18 protein-coding genes are annotated in these 21711 nt (G+C 62.1%); 15 read left to right on the top strand and 3 right to left on the bottom strand.

The genetic code is table 11. From position 1 onward, the window contains the following. The first annotated feature begins 1110 nt into the window (after window positions 1–1110). Window positions 1111–1293, top strand: a complete 183-nt coding sequence (locus VNM72_05810) for a hypothetical protein (protein ID HXF04913.1) — start codon at window positions 1111–1113, stop codon at window positions 1291–1293. Window positions 1294–1303: 10 nt separating this feature from the next. Beyond that, a complete protein-coding gene (locus tag VNM72_05805; protein HXF04912.1) occupies window positions 1304–1705 on the top strand; it encodes a hydrogenase iron-sulfur subunit in 402 nt (133 codons plus the stop codon). Window positions 1706–1765: 60 nt separating this feature from the next. Here VNM72_05805 and priA read toward each other — a convergent pair whose 3' ends face one another. From priA to VNM72_05790, 3 genes are all read right to left on the bottom strand, one after another. Then, a complete protein-coding gene (gene priA / locus VNM72_05800; protein HXF04911.1) occupies window positions 1766–4207 on the bottom strand; it encodes a primosomal protein N' in 2442 nt (813 codons plus the stop codon). A gap of 127 nt (window positions 4208–4334) precedes the next feature. Then, window positions 4335–5069, bottom strand: coding sequence for an outer membrane lipoprotein carrier protein LolA (locus VNM72_05795; GenBank protein HXF04910.1), 735 nt, complete (start codon window positions 5067–5069; stop codon window positions 4335–4337). A gap of 7 nt (window positions 5070–5076) precedes the next feature. Then, the gene (locus VNM72_05790; protein HXF04909.1) at window positions 5077–6678 is read right to left on the bottom strand and encodes a S41 family peptidase; all 1602 of its coding nucleotides are present in this window, start codon (window positions 6676–6678) and stop codon (window positions 5077–5079) included. Window positions 6679–7008: 330 nt separating this feature from the next. Here VNM72_05790 and VNM72_05785 point away from each other — a divergent pair, with 330 nt between their 5' ends. The 13 genes from VNM72_05785 (at window position 7009) to VNM72_05725 (ending at window position 21705) form a co-directional block, all read left to right on the top strand. Continuing rightward, window positions 7009–8874: a hypothetical protein gene (locus tag VNM72_05785; protein HXF04908.1), complete on the top strand. Its 1866-nt coding sequence runs from the start codon at window positions 7009–7011 to the stop codon at window positions 8872–8874. A 159-nt stretch (window positions 8875–9033) separates the two neighbouring features. Further along, complete coding sequence (dnaJ, locus tag VNM72_05780) at window positions 9034–10158, top strand: molecular chaperone DnaJ (protein ID HXF04907.1); 1125 nt, start codon at window positions 9034–9036, stop codon at window positions 10156–10158. 155 nt (window positions 10159–10313) lie between these two features. Beyond that, the gene (locus VNM72_05775; GenBank protein ID HXF04906.1) at window positions 10314–10850 is read left to right on the top strand and encodes a hypothetical protein; all 537 of its coding nucleotides are present in this window, start codon (window positions 10314–10316) and stop codon (window positions 10848–10850) included. 51 nt (window positions 10851–10901) lie between these two features. Continuing rightward, window positions 10902–12026 (top strand): lipopolysaccharide heptosyltransferase II, encoded by a 1125-nt coding sequence (gene waaF, locus VNM72_05770; protein ID HXF04905.1) that lies wholly within the window; start codon window positions 10902–10904, stop codon window positions 12024–12026. After that, window positions 12019–12600 carry an HAD family hydrolase gene (locus VNM72_05765; GenBank protein HXF04904.1) on the top strand — a complete coding sequence of 194 codons (582 nt, stop codon included), beginning with the start codon at window positions 12019–12021 and terminating at the stop codon, window positions 12598–12600. The genes waaF and VNM72_05765 overlap by 8 nt, the downstream gene beginning before the upstream one ends. Continuing rightward, a complete protein-coding gene (locus tag VNM72_05760; protein HXF04903.1) occupies window positions 12539–13642 on the top strand; it encodes a bifunctional ADP-heptose synthase in 1104 nt (367 codons plus the stop codon). Before VNM72_05765 ends, VNM72_05760 begins: the two co-directional genes overlap by 62 nt. Beyond that, window positions 13611–14126 carry a D-glycero-beta-D-manno-heptose 1-phosphate adenylyltransferase gene (rfaE2, locus tag VNM72_05755; GenBank protein ID HXF04902.1) on the top strand — a complete coding sequence of 172 codons (516 nt, stop codon included), beginning with the start codon at window positions 13611–13613 and terminating at the stop codon, window positions 14124–14126. Before VNM72_05760 ends, rfaE2 begins: the two co-directional genes overlap by 32 nt. Beyond that, a complete protein-coding gene (gene waaC / locus VNM72_05750) occupies window positions 14123–15208 on the top strand; it encodes a lipopolysaccharide heptosyltransferase I (protein HXF04901.1) in 1086 nt (361 codons plus the stop codon). The genes rfaE2 and waaC overlap by 4 nt, the downstream gene beginning before the upstream one ends. Further along, window positions 15193–15822 (top strand): isoprenylcysteine carboxylmethyltransferase family protein, encoded by a 630-nt coding sequence (locus tag VNM72_05745; GenBank protein ID HXF04900.1) that lies wholly within the window; start codon window positions 15193–15195, stop codon window positions 15820–15822. The genes waaC and VNM72_05745 overlap by 16 nt, the downstream gene beginning before the upstream one ends. Beyond that, window positions 15819–16724 carry a DUF3108 domain-containing protein gene (locus VNM72_05740; protein ID HXF04899.1) on the top strand — a complete coding sequence of 302 codons (906 nt, stop codon included), beginning with the start codon at window positions 15819–15821 and terminating at the stop codon, window positions 16722–16724. The genes VNM72_05745 and VNM72_05740 overlap by 4 nt, the downstream gene beginning before the upstream one ends. A 9-nt stretch (window positions 16725–16733) precedes the next feature. Beyond that, window positions 16734–18020: a trypsin-like peptidase domain-containing protein gene (locus VNM72_05735; protein HXF04898.1), complete on the top strand. Its 1287-nt coding sequence runs from the start codon at window positions 16734–16736 to the stop codon at window positions 18018–18020. Beyond that, window positions 18017–19198 (top strand): alanine--glyoxylate aminotransferase family protein, encoded by a 1182-nt coding sequence (locus VNM72_05730; protein HXF04897.1) that lies wholly within the window; start codon window positions 18017–18019, stop codon window positions 19196–19198. Before VNM72_05735 ends, VNM72_05730 begins: the two co-directional genes overlap by 4 nt. Window positions 19199–19236: 38 nt before the next feature. Then, window positions 19237–21705: a penicillin acylase family protein gene (locus tag VNM72_05725; protein ID HXF04896.1), complete on the top strand. Its 2469-nt coding sequence runs from the start codon at window positions 19237–19239 to the stop codon at window positions 21703–21705. Window positions 21706–21711 lie beyond the last annotated feature (6 nt).

The raw sequence follows: 21711 nt of genomic DNA, 5'->3' as shown, positions 1-21711 counted from the left end.
CCCCCTCGCCGTACCCGCCACACCCTCCTCTCACCACACCAGGGACAAGAGCGATAACGCACCAAAACTCCAACCTGCAACAAAAACCTCTCAGCGGCCTTATCCGATCGGGTCGCCTTCGTGAGCTCCTGCAAGGTAGTCATAACTCCTCCTTTCTATTCCTTGCATGATAACATGATTAAATACACTTGGTGGAACGAAATAAACAATCACCTTTTAGAATGTCTCCCTTTTGAAGTAGCTCTTCATTAAACTGTGGAGAGATGAGATGTTGGACGAGAAAGGGTCCACAGGTAATCCTCTGGCTGGCGGGCCCATATCACCGCTGTCTGCTAGGTCTTTCGGCAAGCAATCAACAACGGCCAGTTAGGGCGGCCTCGTGGCGACCCTGGAACAACATGGGTATGGCCGAGACTGTCAAACAGTACGCCCAAGGGCGGTCGTGGGAGTGGTACGGCGCCTCATCCAAGGCGCCGCCGAACACATTCAGGCGGTGATCGACCGGTAGCAAGGCGGGGGCAGCATCGCATCAACGTGGCTTTCATCGAGCGGCTCCGGCGGCGCATTACCAATGGCTGAGCTGTCTCTGCCGTCGCAGCCGCACCCTGGCCCGGCTGACCGAGACCCTACACTGGGGTCTGTATCTAGTTGGAACGGTCTACAACTTCTGTACTGAGCATCGGAGCCTTCGCCCCCGGTCTGGTGGTCAGTCATAAGCGGTTATACCAAACGCTCGCCATGGCCGTCGGAATCACCGACCCTTGTTGGACCATTACCAAACTGATGTGGTTTCGGGCCCCGCCGCCTCCCTAGTCTGCGCCAAAGCGGCCGTGAAGCCCGTCACAGGCCACCAAACTCCTTGTGGCGAGGTGGTGCACATGACCACGATTAAATGTGAAGCTACCACTTTGCTTAAGACCTTCAACAAGTCCTCAAGAGCATCAAGCTGTCCGGCGGGTGAAGAGGGGAGCGACTTTTCGGCTCTTTTCATACGAAGTCTCTTTGTTTTCACTTCCCGACGGGATTTCATGATGAGCTTAAATGGTAGCGGTGTCAGAGCGAAGAGACGCTAGAAGTTTAGTGAATGGCGAGGGCAAGAAGCGTGTGGAAGTGAACGAGGCCATCTGCAAGGGCTGTGGCACCTCCATGGCCACCTGCCCGAAGAAGGCGATCTACGTCTGGCACTTCCGACCGGAGCAGTTGCTCGCCGAAGTGAAATCCCCAACGGATGAAAAGTGCCAACGGATGTTTTATCCGTTGGAAACTTTTATCCGTTGGCGCGGGATTTCATGAAGGGATTCCCATGAACGACGAACAATTTGAACCGCTGATCATTACGTTTTGCTGCTACTGGTGCGCCTACGCCGGAGCGGATCTGGCGGGCACATCGCGCATTCAGTATCCGCCCAACATCCGCATCATCCGCGTGCAGTGCACCGGCATGATTCATCCCAACTTCGTCATCGAAGCGCTCACGAGCGGCGCCGATGGCGTGCTCATCTGCGGCTGCCATCCCGGTGATTGTCGCTACCTGGAGGGTAATTTGCGGGTCAGGGCGCGCGCCGAGGCGATCGAGTTGATGCTTGAAGATTTCGGCCTCGAGCCGGAACGATTTCGCCTGGAGGGGGTCCCGGCTTCCGAAGCGCAGCGTTTGGTTCAGGTTATAACCGAGACGGTCGAGCATGTGCGATGCTTGGAGGAGTAAAACGGTCAGAGGTAAATTCGTGATGGTTGTCTATTCTCCTGTCTGGTGGCGGAGATGGCGTTACATCACATCCACAGGGTCAACATCAATGGCGATGGCATGGGTGTCTGTGCGGCTGGCGCGAAGCGCATCGAGCGCTTGTTCGAGCGCGCGATGGGCGGCCATGCGCTGCCGGGTTTTGAGCAGAATCTGGACGCGATATTCTCCGCGCAATCGTCCCAGCGGCGCCGGCGCCGGTCCCAGCGTGCGGATCTGTCCGAGCGCATCCGCTCGGCGAAGCTGAGCGACCAGCTCGCCGGCGATGGCCTGCGCCCGCTCCGCCCGCCGATGATGCACGATCACCTGAATGAGCGTCGTCACCGGGGGATAGTGCAGCGCCTGACGAAACTGAATCTCCCGCTGGTAGAACCCCTCGTAGTCCTGCGCCCGGGCAAATTGCAGGGCGTAGTGTTCGGGATAGTACGTTTGAATGATGACGCGACCGGGAATGTCGCCTCGACCCGCTCGACCCGCCACCTGCGTCACCAATTGGAAGGTGCGTTCGGCGGCGCGGAAATCCGGCAGTCCCAGGCCCGCATCCACCGAGATTACTCCCACCAGCGTCACGTTGGGGAAATCGTGTCCCTTGGCCACCATCTGCGTTCCGATGAGAGTATCAATCGCACCGGAGGCGAACTCGCGGATGATCTGCTCATGAGCGCCGCGACGGCGCGCCGTATCCCGGTCCAGCCGCGCCACCCGCATCTGGGGAAAGAGCCGCTTCACCCGTTCTTCAACCTGTTCGGTTCCCACGCCGACGAAATAGATGTACTGGCCGCCGCAGCTCGGACAGGAGGTGGGCACTGCTCTCTGCTGGTTGCAATAGTGGCAGATCAGCCGCTCCATCGAGCGATGATACGTCAGCGTCACATCGCAGCGGGTGCACCGAATCGTCAACCCGCAGCGACGGCAGAGCACGAGGGAGGAAAATCCCCGCCGATTGACGAGCAGGATGGCCTGCTCGCCTCGTTCATACGTCTGCTGGAGTGCGGTGAGCAGTTCCTCGGAGAGAACGCGCTGCTGGCCGTGTCGGGCGAAGACCTGACGCATATCCACTACTTCGACGTCGGCCAGGCGTCGCCCGCCGATGCGCTCTCCCAGAGGGAGATAGACGTACTTGCCCAGGTGAACATTGTGGAAGGACTCCATTGACGGTGTGGCGCTGCCGAGGATCACCACGGCGTTCTGGCGATGGGCCCGCACAATGGCCGTGTCGCGCCCGTGGTAGCGGGGCGAATCGTCCTGCTTATAGGAGGTGTCGTGCTCTTCGTCCACGACGACGAGACCAAGTTGCCGTAGGGGAGCGAAGACGGCCGAGCGCGTGCCGAGGACGATGCGCGCCTCTCCCCGCGCAATGCGCATCCATTCGTCGTAGCGTTCTCCTTCCGACAGCGAGGAGTGAAGAATGGCCACGGCCTCGCCGAAATGCGACCGTAATCGCTGGCTGAGCATCGGCGTCAGGGCGATCTCCGGCACTAGCATGAGCGCCGTTTTTCCGCGACGCAGGGCGGCGTGCATGGCGCGAATGTAGACCTCGGTTTTTCCGCTTCCGGTCACGCCGTGAAGGAGGAAGGTGGCGTAGGTGCCTTCGTCGAGCTTCTTCTCGATCTCGGCCAGAGCAGCCGCCTGTTCCGCCGTCAGCTCGAACCATTGCAGCGGCGGAGTCTCACCCGTGCGAACGAAAGGATCGCGTCGAATCGCGCGGCGGAGGATCGTGACCTGCTGGCGCGCGGCCAGGCGACGAATGAGCGCGGGGGTGACTCCGGCACGGGCGGCCAGCTCGCTCAGAGGGATCGGGTGCTCGGCGGCGGCGAGGATGTCGAGTACCCGTGCCGCCTGAGGCGACCGGCGTGTCTCCGACCGAGGCCCATCGGATAATGCCACCAGCTCTTGCAGCTTCGGCTTCACCTGAGGCCCGCCGATGTCATATCGGGTGCGAACGTACCCCTTCCGTTCCAGTTCGCGGAGAATGGCTTTCGCCCGCGTCTTGCCGAACTTCTTCTCCCATCGCGTGAGGGGAAGCGACTCAACCTGACCGAGCATCTCCAGCGCCTGTGCGCGCGCCGACAGCTTCAGCCGCGTCGGTGTCATTGCCGCCAGCGCCTGCCGACCGGCTTCCGTGATCGAGACGCTCACTTCCGAAGCCAGGCGCATTCCGGACGGAACCGCGGCCTGAATGACGTCGCCCCAGGGAGCGAAGTAGTACTCCGCCACCCAGCGCGTGAGATCGAGGATCTCCTCGGTGACCAGCGGCTCTTCATCCACCAGTCGCGCAATCGGTTTGATCGAGACCTCCGAGAGATCCGGCGGCAGGTCTTCGTGAACGGCGACGATAAATCCCGTCATCAGCTTCTTGCCGAACGGAACGACGACGCGCGCGCCGAGCGCCGCTCCCATCCCGTCGGGCAGACGGTAGGTGAACGTCCCGGTCATCTTCACCGGTACTGCAACATCAACAAACATCGTCGCTCACCACACGGAGCGCAGGCTTTCGCGTCTGGCGAAGGGCACAGGCTCGAAGGCCCGCACTACACTAAAAAGTAGCGCAGACGTCCCCGTTCGGGAAAGGGCAGAGCCGGGAAAGCCCACACTACCGGGCTTCCACCACCTGAACGCCCGGCGGAATGGCAAAGAGAAAGGTGGATCGGGATACGGCGATATTCTCTCGCACGTTGGAGAAGAAAAAATCCGACCGTGCGCCGTCGAACTCACGCAGCGAGAGGCGGCGTAATTCCAGCGTCTCGGGAGCGACCTCGACGATCACTTCAGCGACCCCCAGGCGGGGATTTCTGGGGATGAATCGGAGGACGAGATCGCCGGGATCAAGCGGCGGCTCGCTTTCGGCCCACTCGATGAGGGCGAACATCTTGCGCAAGTTAAGATCGCCCAGGAAGAAGGCAAACGAGGCTTTGATGTCCTGATGTTCGGTAATCCTGGCTTTGGTGACGTAGCGCTCGCGCGGGACGTAGAGATAAACCGTGTGGCCATCGGAGATGAAAAATTTCTCCTCCGGGTTCGTATAGTGCCAGCGCATCTTCCGTCCTCGGGCGAGAATCACGCGACCCTCTTCGCGTCGCATCCGGACGCCGGGAGCCCGATACATCTGAATGAAGTCGGCGGCCAGGCTTCTCACCCGCGAGTATTTCACCTGGAGCCGACTGATGATCTCATCCAGGCGCGCCGGCGGGTTCGAGGATGCTCCGCTCACCTGAATGCCGGGAGTTTCTCTCAGAGCGGTGAGCAGCAGAATTACATACCCCGCGAGTAGTCCCACTGCCGTCATGCTCACCTTTCCACGCGCCCGGTTGTTTGGGTGGGCTTTCATCAGCCGCTCAGGAGCGGACTCGTTTCCCGTGACGCATGGTTTCAACGAGCTGTTTGGCCTGGGGCAGAGCCTGGATGGCGCGGGTCGTTTGTTCATCATGCAGCAATGTCAGACGGGTGCTCGTATCAATTCCGTAGCGGGCGGTGGCGATCTCCTCCTGGAGCTTGTCCCTCACATAGTCCAGATGCGCCCGGATGGTCTTCTCCGCGAGGCCGAAGTCGGGACGCGCCGTGACGAAGTCAATGAATGCCTGAAGGAGGTTATCGCTGATGGGAATCAGGAGGTCTTCCTCGCGGGCCAGTGGCGTCGCTCTCTCGACGCGATAGTTCTCGAATCCGGCGATCCGCCCGGCCATCAGATGGCGCGTGAACTCAAAGACCGCGCCGAACAGTTGCGACCGCAGGGGATCGTTCGGCGACGGAACGACGATATCGGGATCAATACCTCCGCCGCCGTAGACGCGTCGTCCGCCATCGGTTTTGGCTGCCGGACCGTGTTTGCCGTTGCCCCGTCCGGTGTAGTACTCATAAGCGGAGACGGTTCTATAATCGCGTTGGATGAGTCGGCCCGACGGCGTGTAATAGCGGGCCGTCGAGAGCGTCACCGCTCCTCCGCTGCCCCGAAGAATCGGAAGGACTGTTTGCACCAATCCCTTGCCGAAACTCGTCTCCCCGACGATCAGAGCGCGGTCATGGTCTTGAAGAGCGCCGGCGACGATTTCCGAAGCCGATGCCGAGTTGCGATTGATCAGCACCACCAGCGGCATGTCTTCCGTGCGATCGGCTTCAGCGCGGAACGTGCGCTCGCGCGTCCGACCGCGAATCGAGACGATGGCCTCGCCGGGTTTCAAGAACCGGCTGGCCACTGCCACGGCTTGATCGAGAAAGCCCCCGGGGTTATTGCGCAGATCGAGAATGAGCGACTTCATCCCCTGAGCTTTCAGGCGCTGAAGATGGTCATCCAGTTCATCGGCGGTCGTGCTCTGGAATCCTCCGGTCAGGCCGATATAACCCACTTCCGGGCGAATCATAAATGCCGTGCGGATGCTCGGCAGCGGCACCAATCCGCGCGTGAGGCGAACCACCAGGGGAGCCGGTTCTCCCACGCGCTCAATGGTCAGTTCGACGGGCCTGCCTTTTTCCCCGCGCACATGACGGGCGACTTCCTGCGTCGTCCACTCCAGGGCCGACTCGCCGTCAACGGCCAGGATGGCATCGCCATAGCGCAGTCCGGCCTGCGCCGCGGGTGTTCCCGGCACGACCGACAGGATATACACCCGTCCATTCCTCTGGTTGATCGTCACGCCGATGCCGTAAAACTCGCTCTCCTGCTCTTGACGGAAATCGTTGTATTCTTTGGGCGTGAGATAGGTCGAGTGGGGATCGAGCGCCGCCAGCATCCCGCGAATGGCGCTTGTTGTCACCCGGGCCGGATCCACAACGTCCGCATAATGCGTGCGGACCACGTTCAGTGCCTCCAGGAAATCCTGCTTGATGAGCGCAGGGGATGAGCCGGCTCCAACCGTGAGCGCTCCTTCGACCACCCAGGCGCTCAGGGCCAACGCCAGCGCCAGAGTCAGCGTCGCTGCCAGAATGAGTCTGTTCTTCATCGTCGCAACCGCTGGAAATATACCACAGCGATCCCCCCTTGAGAAACCAGCGCACGCTCCGCCCATCCTCCGTCCACAGAGGCGGAATTGTGTTTTTCCCTGCTGGCTTTCTCACGGGCAGACGGGCGGGACGTTCACAGACTGGAAAGTCCGCGCTCCCTGTAGGGCGGGATGCTTGATTTCTCACGGGCGGAAAGAACGAGCAGGGCAGCACGCGGGAGACTTTGGGGAGATCGGCCCCTGCCGGACTTTTCTGTTGACCTCGCCAGTTGCTCGGTGTAGAGTAGCACCCCGTTGAAGCTCTGGCTCGCCACAACAGGAGAACGTGCGATGAATCCCACGGGCACGGCTACAGGCACACGGCGAAAGAAGCCGATTCGATTCACAGCGACAGCAGGGATGCACCTCGGGGTAATGCTCTCTTTGGCGATTCATCCGATCGCGCTGGCGGCCGATTCGGTGATCTCCAGCGGAACGGTTGTGCTCCGGATTGTGCCGCCGCGGGTCACCGAGATTCGGGACGGCAGCACCACCGACTGCTCGCGCGCGCCGGGTGATGGAAACGGTCGTGGCCGACCCGGCGCCCGGGGACTCGTCCAGATTTTCGGCATCGGTCTGGCGGGCGCGACGGCCATTCGCTTTGAGGACGAGGACGTCAGGGGAGAGATCGTCGGCGTCCTCGGCTCGGATGGGTTGAATCCGTCGCTTCTGGTGAAGATTACGATCGCCGAGCGAGCTTCTTGGGGTCCTCGGCGGTTTACCCTCATCACGCCGGATGGAGCGATCACGAGCGGCGAAGTGGTCTTCATTGTTCAACCGCCCGAGATCATTGATTTCGGCGATCCTGAAGGAGCACCGGGATCGTCCGGTCGCGTGGATGTCTGCGGCATCGGTCTGGACGAGGTGGTGGAAGCCCGCTTGAGCGGCAGCGGCGTGACTGCCACCGTGGATCCGCCTCCGGCGAGCGAGGGCGCGAGAGCGCTCAACCCGACTCTCTCGCTGACTCTGCGCATCAGTTCCGATGCTGCGCCGGGACCGCGCAGCGTGACTTTGCGCACCGCGCGCGGCGAGGTCACCACCCGTGATGTGGCTTTCACGATCGTGCCTCCTCGGATTGATGCTCTCCTGGAGGGGAATAACTTTCTCGGCGGTCGTGATTTCAGTCCGAGCGGCGAAGGCGCACCGGGAACGTCAGGGCGCGTCTTCGTCATGGGCACGGGGTTGGGCGGTGCGACGGCGATGCAGTTTGCCGTCTCGGGCATAACAGCAACAATCGAGCCGATCCCGGCAGAAGAACAGGAGAAGCTCAATCCGCTGATCCCGGTGCAGCTTTCGATTGATTCCTCCGCACCGCTTGGCGAGCATCCGTTTTCCCTGATCATTCCCCGCCCTCCCGGAGTCGTTCGGAGCGCGGACACTAACGTGAGCTTGACCGTGACGCCGCCGAGGATTGATTTCATCGCCGACGGCCACAACCTCAGTCAGGCATCGCCCGGCGCCTGCGGCATGGCCTTCGTTGGAGGGGTCGGCGTTCGTGATCTGACGGCGGTGACATTTGATGATCCCGGCGGCATTGATGCCCGCGTCATCGTCCGTAATGATGGGCCGTTCATTCTCAACGAGCCGGCTCCGATTCAGCTCACGGTTGCCGCTACTGCCGTTTTGGGATCGCGCACATTTTCGGTGACCACGCCCCGGTCGCGCGTCGGGAGCGGGACGACGGTCTTCACCGTCTCTCCGCCGCAGATTCTCCTGCTCAGCACGGAAACGGGGCCGGCTTCCCCATCGGCCCTGGTCGCCGTGCGCGGCCGGTCGGTTGTGCGACGGGGGCGTGATGAACTGCTCCCCTTGACGGGGAAAGATCGAGAGGATCGCCTGCGGAGGCGACTGGCCGACATTGTGCGGAGCATTCCCCTCAGGGGTGACCGAACTGCATCGGCGGGACAGCTTCTGCCCTCTCTTGGTGATGAAGCGGCTCCCGGGTCTCGCGGGCAGGTCCTGATCCTCGGCGTGGGACTGCTGGAGGCGACGGACATTCAGTTTGCCGGCGGCGGGATTCGAGCCTCGATGCCGACAGTCAGGGAACCCGAGTTAAATCCCGCGCTCTGGGTGACGATGGAGATCGAGAAACAAGCTGCGCTCGGCGAGCGCGCCTTCGTGCTTCGACTCACGGGCTTCAATCCCTCGTGCCGTTGAGCGCCGGGGCATCCTGCGCTCCCCCGACAGGCCCCGTTGCAATTTCGTTCCCCTCACGACAAAATAAACCTTACGTTCGATCGGAATCGCGCGATCGGGAGGGAGTCCCCGAGACGCTCGCCGGGGCTTGCGGTCGGAGATCGAACGGGGGGAACGACGTTGGACAACAAACGCGATTATTACGAAGTTCTGGGTGTCAGTCGCAACGCCACCGAGCAGGAGATCAAATCGGCCTATCGGAAACTGGCGCTGAAATACCATCCTGACCGAAATCCGGGCGATAAAGAGGCCGAGGAGAAGTTCAAGGAGGTGGCCGAGGCGTATAGTGTCCTCTCGGATCCGGAGAAGCGAAGTCGCTACGATCGCTTCGGCCATGCCGGAGTCAGCTCGACGGCGGCTGCCGGTTACGGTGCGGGATTCGATCCCTTCAGCATGTTCGAGGAGTTGCTCGGTGATTTCTTCGGCTTCAGCGACATTTTCGGGACGACGACGCGACGGCGGTCTCAGGCGCGGCGAGGAGCCGACCTGCGCTACGACCTGGAGATCACGCTGGAAGAAGCGGCCCGGGGAGTCACCAAACAAATTCGCGTGCCGCGATGGGAGACCTGCTCGGCCTGCCGCGGAACCGGAGCGGCTCCGGGATCGTCGCGCGTGGTCTGTCCGCGGTGCGGCGGTTCGGGCCACATCCGTTCTCAACAGGGCTTCTTCACGGTGACGCGCACCTGCGGATACTGCTACGGTGTGGGCACCGTTCTGAACAACCCCTGTTCGGAGTGCGACGGTCAGGGGCGCGTCCGTCAGGAGCGCGGCCTGGAGCTGGAGATCCCGGCGGGCGTGGACAATGGGTCTCGGCTCCGCATCAGAGGCGAAGGCGAAGCCGGAATCGGAGGCGGCCCGCCCGGTGATCTTTATGTCGTCATTCACGTCCGCGACCACGAGTTCTTCGAGCGCCAGGGGAGCGACCTCTCCTGCACGATTCCTCTGACCTTCTCGCAAGCGGCCCTGGGCGCGGAGATCAAAATCCCCACGCTGCTCGATGGCGAGCAGACGCTGAAGATTCCTCCCGGCACGCAGACCGGAGAGACGTTCACTCTTCACGGCAAGGGGATGCCCCGCCTGGAGGGGAGGGGAAGAGGCGATCTGCTGGTGACGGTGCGCGTCGTCACGCCGACGCGGCTCACCCGCGAGATGCGCAAGCTGCTGGAGGAACTGGCTCGCCTCGAAGAAAAGCAGCAGGATAAAAACAAGAGCCTCTTCGAGCGGTTCAAGGAGATGCTGGAGTGAACCCGCTCGCCGTATGGCAGGCGGAGCGACGGCTTGTTGCCGGATAAGGAGTCTCACCGATGGCCCGATGCATCCAGTGCCAACAGCGAGAAGGCAAGCGCTTTTGTCCACCTCTGCGGGCGCAGATTTGTTCGGTGTGCTGTGCCACCCACCGCATGATGACGATTGCCTGTGTCGAAGCGTGTCCCTATCTACGAGATGCTCGTGAGACGACGGGGAAGCGCCTGATGGAAGCTCTCGTGAATGCTCTGATCGCGGCGGATCATGATGACTGGATCGAGGATGTCAAGTCCCTGACTCCTCTGCTGCACACCATCGAGCACGCGATTGTCCAGGTGCGTCGTGAGCACCATCCCGATCTCACCGATTCGGAAGTCCTCGCGGCACTGAGTCTCGCCCTGCAAACTTATGAGACGCTTCAGCGCGGCATCATTTATCAGCACACCTCCGAGTCCCCCCGGGTTCAACGTGTCGTCGAAAAGATTCTGGGGCTGCTCGACGATCTCAAGAAGGTGGTGACGGATGCGGGAGGACGAGTGTCCACGGAGGCGATCATCCAGAGTCTAGCCGTTGTGAAAATCCTCGCGTCTGCTCTGCAAAAGAAGGAGGATGCGCAGGCGTATATTCGAGTGGCCTCGCTCTATCAGCCGTATCCTCAGGAGGAGTCGCGGCTGATCGTTGTGCCGGAGTGATGGTACGGATGACGCGTGCGAGCAGTTTCCCGGTCGGCAGGAGGGCGCGAGATGCCGGGAGCTTCCGTCAACGACGCTGGATGGCGATCTGTCATGGCGGATGCGAACACAAAAATCCTCGTGCGGGGCGTGAACTGGCTGGGGGATTCGATCATGACGATCCCGGCCCTGCGGCATCTGCGTCGGTGTTTTCCCCGGGCCCATCTGACATTGCTCGTGCGACCATCGGTCGCCGATGTGTTCCGCGAGCTGGAGTGCGTGGATGATGTGCTGGTTCGACCGCTTCGCTCGATGACCGACTTTCTTCGGGTGGGGTGGGAGCTGCGGTCACGCCGGTACAATGCTGCCATCCTTTTCCCTCATGCCTTCAGTGCGGCAGTTCTCACCGCCGTGGCGGGAATTCCCGTGAGGATCGGCTATGCCACGCACGGGCGTCGCTTCCTGCTGACGCATCCGATTGCTCTCGCGCCGACGCTCTTGCGGCAGCACGAGGTGCATCGCTACCTCCACCTGGTAGCGGAGGCGGCCCGGATGCTGTCGGCAGATGCTCGCCCGATGATGTCACCTTCGGATCTTCGTCTGACGGTGCCCGTTCCTCGTCAGGAGGAGATGAAGAAGCGGCTGGCCGAAGCCGGTCTGGATCTGCGCAAGAAGCTCGTCGTTCTCAACCCCGGAGCCATCAACAGTCGTGCCAAACAGTGGCTGCCGGAGCGATTCGCCGCCGTCGCCGATGCCTTGCTCGAACGGGGCGATACGGCCGTCATCCTCATCGGGACGGCAGCCGAGCGGGCGGTAGCTGAGCGCGTCCGCCAGCAGATGAGGCAAGAGCCGCTCGTGCTGACCGGGCAGACAACGGTGGCCGATCTGCTGGCACTGCTCAGTTGTGCACACCTTCTCATCTCCAATGATACGGGCGCAGCTCATGTCGGCGCTGCCGTCGGTGTCCCCACGGTGGTGATCTTCGGCCCGACGGAGGATTTCGCCACCCGCCCCTTCTCGGATCACGCGTATGTCGTCAAGCATCCCGTCGAATGCTCCCCCTGCATGTTGCGGGAGTGTCCGATTGATCATCGCTGCATGACGCGGGTCCAGGTTGACGATGTCCTCGCACCGGCCACCGAGATTCTCGACCGCGCCCGCACCGGCATTTTCGCACAAGGAGAAGCTCATGGCTGAACGCGCCGTCTTTTTAGATCGAGATGGGACGCTCAACGAAGAAGTCGGATTCGTCACCGATGTGGGGAGCTTGCGTCTTTTTCCCTGGGCGGCGGAAGCGGTGCGCTTGATTAACGAGGCGGGGTTTCGCGCCATCGTGCTCACCAATCAATCGGGGATTGCGCGAGGATACCTCACGGAAGCGGACATTGCGGCGATTCACGATCAGCTCCGTCGGGACTTGCAGGCGCGGGGAGCACGACTCGATGCCATTTATTACTGCCCGCATCATCCCGAAGCCACCGTTGCGGCCTATCGGCAGCAGTGTCGCTGTCGCAAGCCTCTGCCGGGAATGGTCGAATGGGCCGAGCGGGAGTTCGCGCTTGATCTGACGCAGTCCTATTTTGTGGGGGATAAGTACACGGATGTGGAGCTGGCTCACGCCGTCGGCGCTCGGGCCATCCTCGTGCTGACCGGCTATGGCCGAGCGGAATACGAAGCCGGGCGCCATCTCTGGCCGCGACCGCCCGATCATGTTGCGCCGACGCTTCTGGAAGCCGTTCACTGGATTCTCCGTCATGGTGGCCGCGCCTGATCGCAACCGATTACTCGACCTCATCCGCGCGTTCTCCGACCGACGGATCGTCGTCGTCGGTGATGTGATCGCGGATGAGTTCATCTACGGGGAGATCTCTCGCATTTCGCGGGAGGCGCCAGTCATGATCCTGCGGTTTGAGCGGAAGGAGTTGCATCCGGGAGGATGCGGGAATGCGGCGGCCAATCTGGCGGCGTTGGGGGCTCGGGTGGCGGTCGTCGGCGTGGTGGGGCGGGATGCGGCGGGTCGGCAGCTCGTCCAGGCCCTTCGGCGTCGGGGTGTGGACACCTCGGGAATTCTCCCGGTGAGCGGTTATCGCACGCCGACGAAAACGCGCATTCTCGCCGGTTCGGTCCATTCGACGCGGCAGCAGGTCATCCGCATTGATCACGAGCCGGACCAGCGCATCGCTGACACGCTCACGCGGGACCTCATCGCGCAGCTTCGTCGGGCGTCGCGGCACGCTCAGGCGGTGATCCTCTCCGATTACAACTACGGCGTCGTCTCTCCGGCGGTGGCAGATGCGGTGAGGGAGCTGGCCCATCGGCGAGGATTGCTCGTCACGGTTGATTCGCGCTATCGCCTGGCGGAACTGAAGGGGTTCACATCGGCCACTCCCAATCAATCGGAAGTGGAAGCGCTCTACGGTCACCACATTGATGATCTGGCGACACTCGAACGGGTGGGACGAGACCTGCGCCGGAAGTTGGGCCTTCGGGCTCTGCTCATCACGCGCGGGAAAGACGGCATGTCGCTTTTCGAGAATGGGCGGTCGGCTGTGCATCTGTCGGTTGTCGGAAGCGATGAGCCGGTGGATGTGACGGGCGCCGGAGATACGGTCATTGCCACCTATACGTTGGCGCTGGCGGCGGGAGCAACCTTTCTGGAGGCCGCTCACCTGGCCAATCACGCCGGTGGCATCGTCGTCATGAAGCGGGGCACGGCCACGGCCAGCCCGCAGGAGCTGGCGGCATCGGTAGCCTTCGCAACAGCAGGAGGAAGTTTCCGCAATGGGAAGGGAAAAAATTCTCCCGCGCGATGAACTGGTGGCTCGTGTGGCTCAGGCGCGGGCCGAGGGCAAACGAATCGTGCTGGCCAACGGCTGCTTCGATCTCATTCACGTCGGCCATGTGCGATACCTTCAGGCGGCGCGGGCGCTCGGCGACCTCCTCGTGGTGGGGATTAATTCGGATGCCTCGGTCCGGGCGCTCAAGGGGCCGGGCCGACCGATCCTCTCGGCCGCGGAACGAGCGGAGATCATCGCGGCCTTCGCCTGCGTTGATTTCGTCACCATCTTCGACGAGCCCACGGCCGATGCCCTCCTGCACGCCCTTCGGCCGGATGTTCACGCCAAAGGGACCGACTATACCGAAGATTCCGTTCCCGAACGCGAGGTCGTTCGCTCCTATGGAGGTGCGGTCGCCATCGTCGGTGATGAGAAAAAGCATTCGAGCAAGGAGCTGGTGCGGCGGATCGTGGAGCGGTTCTCGTCGTCTGATACGTCCGCTTCGGGAGATCAACGGTGAAGATTCTCATCGTCAAGCTCAGTTCGCTCGGTGACATCATTCACACGCTTCCGGCGGTGGCCTGGGTGCGGCGCGCGCGTCCCGAGGCCGAGATCGCATGGATCGTTGAACGTCCGTTTGCCGAGCTGCTTGAGGGAAGCCCCGTCCTGGATCGGCTCATCACGGTGGATACGCGGCGGTGGCGACGGGCTCTCGGAAGCCCCGCCACCTGGCGAGAAATTCGCGCAATGGGGAGCGATCTCCGCCGCCAGTCTTTCGATCTCGCCTTCGATTTCCAGGGATTGATCAAGTCGGGCGTCATCGCCGCTCTTTCGGGCGCACCCCGGCGCATCGGGCGGGAGACGGCAGCCCTGAAAGAACCGGCCAGCCGGTTCTTTCTCACCGAGCAGGTGCCGGTGTTGTCGTCCGAGCATGTGATTGATCAGCACCTTCAACTCGTTCGCTCGGCCTTCGGCCAGGGAGCATCGGTGGGAGACGCGGGCGCGGGTTCGGGCTATGAGTTCCCTCTCTTCATTTCCGAGCGAGATCGGGAGTTCGTCCAGGACAGCTTGCGCGCGGTGGGAATCCGCGAGTTTGTGGTGCTCGCTCCCGGAGGCGGATGGGCGGCCAAGCGGTGGCCTCCGATATGTTTCGCCGAGATCGCCGATTTCCTCCATGAAGCCTACGGGCTGGCGAGCGTGATCCCGATCGGCCCGGCAGAAGAGAACCTGGCTGCAGAAATCGTCCGTGGGTGTCGGCGGGCACGTCCGCTCGTTCTGCCCTGTTCGCTCAAGCAACTGGCGGCGCTTTGCGACCGCGCGCGATTGTTCCTCGGCGGAGATACCGGACCGCTTCATCTGGCGGCAGCACGGGCAACGCCGCTTGTGGCTCTTTACGGTCCAACGTCGGCGCGGCGCAACGGGCCCTTTGACCCTCGGGACGAGGTGGTTGAGCAGTCGCTCGACCAGGGCTATCGCTATTACAGCCGCCGTGCCGACCCCACCTCCATGCTGCAAATTCCCGTCGAATCGGTGAAACAGGCCATCGAGCGGAGGCTGGCACTCACTGCCTCCGGCACGGAGCTGCGATGGCAGACTCGCTGACCGATCATCGCTGGAAACTCATTCGAGGATTGCGTCGAGCGCGCGTCCCGGCGGGCTTCCTCTTTGTCCTCATCAGCCTGAGTGTGGCGCAGCCGACGATCTCCTCGTTGATGTGGGGCATGAGTGTGGCCGCGGTGGGATTGATCCTTCGGGCATGGGCGTCGGGCTATCTCAGGAAAGATCGCGTCCTCGTTCAAGCGGGTCCTTACGCCCTCACTCGTAATCCGCTCTACCTCGGATCACTGCTTATTGGGGTTGGACTGTGCCTTGCTTGCGGGAGTCCCGGCCTTCTGCTATGGTTTGCTCTCTTCTTTGGCGTCTTTTACTATCCGGCGATGGTGGCCGAACGCGAACATCTCCGGGCCCTCTTCGGGCCGGCTTATGATCGTTATGAGCAGGCGGTTCCCCTCTTTCTTCCCCGGTTGCGGCGAGGCGCGCGCGCGTCTGCGGAGACAGTGGCTTCCGCTTCTGACGTCGGAACCCCCGGACGGGCGTCTGTGGGAATGGACGCGCCGCCCCGATTCGCCTTCTCGGTCTACTGGGAAAACCGGGAATATCGGGCGCTCGTCGGGTTCCTCCTGGTCTGCGCTCTGTTGCTGGTGAAGGCCCTATGAGTGGTGCGCGGCACTCGGGATCGGTCAGGCTGCGCTCCCGCATCGGCTGGGGGTTGATCGTTCTGTTGGTGATTGTTGGTTCCCGCCCGGGAAGACCCTCAAGCAGTCTCCAGCAAACGGGGCCGTCGGAAGCGACCGCGAGAATCCCCAAGACCCTGCCGTTTTCTCCCGGAGAGAAACTCGTCTATCAGGTGCGCTACTCGAAGTTCATTATCTCGGCGACCGTCGGGAAGCTGACCTTCACTTTCGATCTCTCCCAGGAGAAACCGCTGACCAGGCATTATCACATTCGGGCCGAAGCCCGCTCGGAAGGCGTCCTGCTGGCCCTGCTCGGCATCACCGTCGAAGACCTTTTCGAGTCGTTTGTAGATATCGAGACGTTCGGCGTGGTACGCACGCGCAAAAATCTCGCCGAGGGTAAGACGAGACTGTTTCAGTTGGCCGTTTTCGATCGGGAGAATCAACGCGTTACCTTCGTCGTGCGGGATTTGACCCGGCCGGATGAACCGCCGAAAGTCGGCGAGAAGCCGACGCGAGATTGGGTTCAGGACATCGTCTCGGCCACCTATTACGTGCGGAGTCAGCCGCTCGTCCCCAACACGTCGTTTGTCTTCCCCTTGAGCGACGAAGGGGAGACCTTCGATCTGGAGGTGAAGGTGTTTCCGCCGGAAGAAGTGGAAACGCCGCTCGGTCGCATCAAAGCCCTGCGGCTGGAACCGCAGGTGTTCGGTGAGGGGCGACTCATCAAGCGAGAGGGCGAGATGGTCGTGTGGGTGACCGAAGACGAGCGACACGTTCCCGTGGCCGCGCGACTCCGCACCGGCTTCGGAACCGTCACGGCGCAACTCATCGAAGGCTATAAACCACCCCTTCAAGAACCGAGCAAAGAACCCGACACCTAGGTTCGAGCGATGGCTGTCATCATCACACATCTCACGGGGGGATGGGCCGGACAGCGTCAGGTTCTCGACAAAGAAGCGATCACCTTCGGTCGCGCCGCCGATAACGATGTCGTCTTTCATCCCCAGGATGTACGAGCGTCGGCTCATCATGCCGCCCTCTTCGTTCAGGGCGGAGAGTGCATCCTCGAAGACCTCAACAGTACCAACGGAATTTACGTCAACGGCGTGAAGGTCAAGCGGGCGCACCTGCGAAGCGGCGATCTCGTCGAGTTCGGGCGCAAAGGGCCGCGCCTGCGCATCGAGGTGGGCCCGGAGGTCGAGGTGAAAACCGGCACCGGTTTGCTTCAGGAGCAGGAGGGATGGGCGGCAACGTCCTCGGTGTCCTCTTTCATTCAGACGGAAGCCCGCGAGGCCAGTTCTTCGCGCCTGGGCCGGACGACCGTGCAGATGATGATTGATGCGGCGCTGCGCCGATCCTCCCGACGACTTCGCTGGTGGGTGATGGGGCTGTCGCTTGTGGCGCTCGGCGTTCTGGCGGCCACCTCCTATACATTCCTCGTGCGGGACCGCTCGTTGAATCCCTCGTCATCCGGTAATGATTCGAGCTTCTCTGCGGTGGCCGAACTCAATCAGGCGGCAGTCGTTCTCATCCGCAACTCCTTCACCCTCACTAATCCGACCACCGGTCAGACGACCGCGGCCGTCAGCGAAGGATCGGGTTTTGCCGTTGATCCTTCGGGTCTGGTGGTAACCAACTATCACATCATCCGTCCCTGGGAAGTTGATCCGAAGATGATGTCGCAGGGGGTTCAGGGAAGGACGACTTCGCTCACGGTCATCTTCGCCGATCGAACCCCTGAGGATGCTCTGGAGGCGCGACTGCTGCGGGGATCGAAGGAGACGGACCTGGCCGTTTTGCAGATCGTCACCGACCGGCCCGTCCCGGTGGTCTCCGGGTTCGAGCCGGACACCGCTCAGGCGCGACAGGGCGACGAGGTCGCCATCATCGGGTTTCCTCTGGGGACGACGCTGCTGCAAACGACCGGTCAACAGCGAGCGACCACGACCCTGACCCGCAGCACCATCAGCAAGAGCACTCCCACGATCATTCAACTGGATGCTCCCGTCTTTCAAGGGTTCAGTGGCAGTCCGATCTTCAACCGCCAGGGAAAAGTCATCGGCGTTCTCACGGCGCGATTGGGCGAACTGGGGGAGCCTCTCGATCCCGGCGCCCGATCCATCGGTCTGGCCACGCCCATTCGATTCGTCCTCGATCTTCTCCAGGAGGTGAAATGAACGTCGCTGAATTCCATCCCCCGCGTCGCGTCCTTCTTGGTCCCGGTCCGAGCCTGGTGGCGGATCGCGTCCTTCGTGCGATGAGCGAGCCGCTGGTGGGACATCTCGATCCGGTCTTTCTCTCCTGCATGAACGATGTGCAGGAGCTTTTGCGCTATGTCTTCGAGACGCGCAACCGGCTCACGATTCCCTTGTCGGGGACGGGCAGCGCCGGTATGGAAGCGGCCATGGTCAACATGGTGGAACCCGACGAAGAAGTGATCATCGGCATCGCCGGCTATTTCGGTGAGCGGATGTATGAGATTGCCCGTCGCGCGGGAGCGCGTCCGCTGCGAGTGGAGACGGAATGGGGGCGCCCTCTGGATGCCGAGCGAATCGTGGCGACGCTGGAGGCGTCGCGCGCCCGCGTCGTCTTCGTCGTTCATGCGGAGACATCAACCGGTGTGCTTCAGCCTCTGGAGCCGCTCGCCGCCGCGATTGACAAGCGCGAAGGGTTCCTCATCGTGGATGCCGTCACCAGTTTGGGCGCCCATTCGGTCGGCGTGGATCAGCATCGCCTGGCCGTATGCTACTCGGGCTCGCAGAAGGCCCTCAGTTGTCCGCCGGGACTGGCGCCGATCACCGTGTCCGATCGCGCTCTGGAAAAGATGCGCCGACGCAGGACGCCGGTGCAGAGCTGGTATCTCGATCTTTCGCTCGTGGAGAAGTATTGGGGCAGCGAGCGAACCTATCATCACACGGCTCCCATCTCGATGAACTACGCGCTGCGAGAAGCACTGCGCATGATCGCCGAAGAGGGCCTGGAAGCTCGCTGGCGACGGCATGAGCTGAATGCCCGCGCTCTCTGGGCGGGACTCGAAGCGATGGGGCTTCGACTTTTCGTCCCCGAATCCCACCGGCTCTGGACGCTCCATACCGTCTGTGTCCCGGATGGAGTTGATGAGGCCCGCGTGCGGGCGCGCCTTCTGGCCGAGTTCAATATCGAGATCGCCGGTGGGCTGGGACCGTTGAAAGGGAAAATCTGGCGGATCGGCCTCATGGGCGAAAGCAGCACCCGCGCGAACGTATTGCTTTTGCTCGGCGCTCTGGAACATGTTTTGCGCAGCGAGGGATTCCGCTGCGGCTCCGGCGTGGAGGCCGCCAGCGATGTCTATGCAGGGGCTGATCCCTCCACCTGACATGGCGGTGCGACGGCGATCTCTCGTTTCATCGGACGATGGTGAAAAAGCTCCTCACAGTGGTCGTCGTCCTTGTGGTCCTCACGGTCACCGTTGGAGCGGGCGTTTACTATCGCTGGTCGCGGGCGGGTCTGCCGCAGCTCGATGGCGAGATCATCGTGAAGGGACTCACCGCTCCCGTCCTGGTGCTCCGCGATGATCGTGGAATTCCTCATCTCCGGGCAGCCACCGAAGAGGACCTCTTCTTCGCTCAGGGCTACGTGACGGCCCAGGACCGGCTCTGGCAGATGGACATCAGTCGGCGCGTCGGACGCGGCGAGCTGGCGGAAATCTTCGGCGCGGAAGCTTTGGAGATGGACAAGCGATCCCGCACGCTCGGCTATCGCCGCCTCTGCGAACGGGCGCTGCATCAACTGGATCCTCACATTCAACAGGTCCTCACCGCCTACGCCCGGGGCGTCAACGCTTATATCGAATCGCAGAGTCATCAGCTTCCCTTCGAGTTTCGTCTGTTGAATTACCGACCCCGACCGTGGGAGCCGGTGGATTCGCTCGTCATCGGCAAAGTTCTGGCCGAATGGCTCAGTTCCACCTGGCGAGCGGATTGGATGCGCGGTTTCGTCCTGGCCGGAATAGACGAGGGCAAACGACAAAAGCTTCTGCCGGAATTCTCGCCCTTCGATCGTCCGGTCGTGGGAACGGATGACTCCGTTGCGCCGCCCGTGAAATCCGAGCCCCTTCCGGGGACGAAGGCGACGGCTTCTGCTGGTGCGGTGCAGGGAAAAGAATCCCGGCCCGCTTTTTCTGACCTCACCGCCTGGATGAGGGCCGAGGATCAGGCGCGTGCTCTTCTGGGCGTGGCTCCGGGATTGATGGGGAGCAACAACTGGGTCCTCAGCGGCTCCCGCACGGAAACCGGCAAGCCTCTTCTGGCGAATGATCCTCATCTCGGTCACACCAATCCCTCGATATGGTATGCCGTTCACCTGAAGTGCCCGACACTACATGTCGCGGGCGTGGCGCTGCCGGGCGTGCCGGGCGTGATTCTCGGCCATAACGAACACATCGCCTGGGGCGCGACCAACGTCTATCCCGACGTCCAGGACCTCTTCATCGAGGAGTTTCACCCGGACAACCCGCAGCTCTACCGGGTGGGTTCCACCTGGCAGCAAGCCGAGGTCTTCGACGAGCCCATTCGGGTTCGGACATCGCTGATCTCAAACCGGACGGAGACGGTGATTCATCGTGTGGTGCGCACGCGTCACGGTCCGATCATCGCCGAGGAGCAGAATAAGAAGCTCGCGCTGCGCTGGACGGCGCTGGACGATGCCAGCGAGTTCGCCGCCTTCGCCGCCATCATGAGGGCCACAAACTGGGAAGACTTTTGCCGTGCGCTCCGACACTTTCCCGGCCCCATGCAAAATTTCGTCTACGCCGACGGCGCGGGCAACATCGGGTACTATGCCGCAGGTCGTATCCCGCTGCGGGCGCACGGCGACGGATCGGTCCCGGTTGACGGCGCACGCGGCCAGGGGGAGTGGATCGGATACGTCCCCTTTGATGAATTGCCGCATCTGTACAATCCCCCCGAAGGAGTCATCGTCACGGCCAATCAACGTATCGTGGGGAGATCATACCGGTACCACCTGACGCACCTGTGGTATCCGCCGTATCGAGCGGCTCGCATCATCGAGCTTCTCTCGCAGAAACCCCGGGTGAGCGTGGAAGATGTTCGACTCATCCAGGCCGACGTCTATTCGATTCCCGACGCTCTTTTCGCCCGCGAGGTGGTGAAAATCGCCGATGCCGTCCTGGGAAATGCCCGCGCTGGAGGGGATCATCGCCTCTGGCGAGAGATCAAAGAATGGCTCGCCGATTGGGACGGTCAACTACGCCCGGAGAGCCGGGCGGCGGCGCTCGTGACGACCATGCGGACTCTCTTCCGCCAGATGATCCTCAAAGGCGTTCTCGGCGACCGCTGGGAGAACTATGAGTGGGCCAATGACTCGCTGCTCGTGGACTGGCTCATCACGGAACGACCTCGCGAGTGGTTGCCCTCGGGGTATGACTCCTACGAGAAGGTGCTCCAGGATTGCTATCTGGAAGCTCTCGAACAGTTGACCCGCGACCTCGGCCCGGATTCTCGATCCTGGCGCTATGGTCGGCTCAACACGCTGACGTTCGCCCATCCGCTCAGTCGGCTGAGCGTGCTCAAGAGGCTGCTCAACTCGCGAGAGATCGAGATGGGGGGATCGCCCAACACGATCAATGCCTACGGCAAAAAGCGCATGTACGGCGTCTCCATGCGCTTGATCGTGGACTTCTCCGACCTCGACCGAACGCGCCTGCATATCACACTGGGTCAATCGGGGCATCACGCGAGTCCTCACTATCAGGATCAGCTCGACGAGTGGATTCGCGTCCAGCCCGGTCTTTTTCCCTTCAGTGAGGCTGCCGTCGAGCGAGCCGCGCGACATCGCTTGCAGCTTCGCCCCGGTCCTTCGTAATGGTCC

The sequence above is a fragment of the Blastocatellia bacterium genome, from assembly GCA_035573895.1.
GTDB lineage: Bacteria > Acidobacteriota > Blastocatellia > HR10 > HR10 > DATLZR01.
This window is presented reverse-complemented; position numbering and strand designations above follow the sequence as displayed.

Bases quoted from the DNA above. Each gene is read 5' to 3' on its own strand.
- VNM72_05725 (HXF04896.1), top strand. From the start codon at position 19,237: ATGGTGAAAAAGCTCCTCACAGTGGTCGTCGTCCTTGTGGTCCTCACG.
- VNM72_05805 (HXF04912.1), top strand. From the start codon at position 1,304: ATGAACGACGAACAATTTGAACCGCTGATCATTACGTTTTGCTGCTAC.
- priA (HXF04911.1), bottom strand. From the start codon at position 4,207: ATGTTTGTTGATGTTGCAGTACCGGTGAAGATGACCGGGACGTTCACC.
- rfaE2 (HXF04902.1), top strand. From the start codon at position 13,611: ATGGGAAGGGAAAAAATTCTCCCGCGCGATGAACTGGTGGCTCGTGTG.
- VNM72_05730 (HXF04897.1), top strand. From the start codon at position 18,017: ATGAACGTCGCTGAATTCCATCCCCCGCGTCGCGTCCTTCTTGGTCCC.
- VNM72_05765 (HXF04904.1), top strand. From the start codon at position 12,019: ATGGCTGAACGCGCCGTCTTTTTAGATCGAGATGGGACGCTCAACGAA.
- VNM72_05790 (HXF04909.1), bottom strand. From the start codon at position 6,678: ATGAAGAACAGACTCATTCTGGCAGCGACGCTGACTCTGGCGCTGGCG.
- VNM72_05735 (HXF04898.1), top strand. From the start codon at position 16,734: ATGGCTGTCATCATCACACATCTCACGGGGGGATGGGCCGGACAGCGT.
- VNM72_05745 (HXF04900.1), top strand. From the start codon at position 15,193: ATGGCAGACTCGCTGACCGATCATCGCTGGAAACTCATTCGAGGATTG.
- VNM72_05740 (HXF04899.1), top strand. From the start codon at position 15,819: ATGAGTGGTGCGCGGCACTCGGGATCGGTCAGGCTGCGCTCCCGCATC.
- waaF (HXF04905.1), top strand. From the start codon at position 10,902: ATGCCGGGAGCTTCCGTCAACGACGCTGGATGGCGATCTGTCATGGCG.
- VNM72_05775 (HXF04906.1), top strand. From the start codon at position 10,314: ATGATGACGATTGCCTGTGTCGAAGCGTGTCCCTATCTACGAGATGCT.
- VNM72_05785 (HXF04908.1), top strand. From the start codon at position 7,009: ATGAATCCCACGGGCACGGCTACAGGCACACGGCGAAAGAAGCCGATT.
- VNM72_05760 (HXF04903.1), top strand. From the start codon at position 12,539: ATGTTGCGCCGACGCTTCTGGAAGCCGTTCACTGGATTCTCCGTCATG.
- VNM72_05795 (HXF04910.1), bottom strand. From the start codon at position 5,069: ATGAAAGCCCACCCAAACAACCGGGCGCGTGGAAAGGTGAGCATGACG.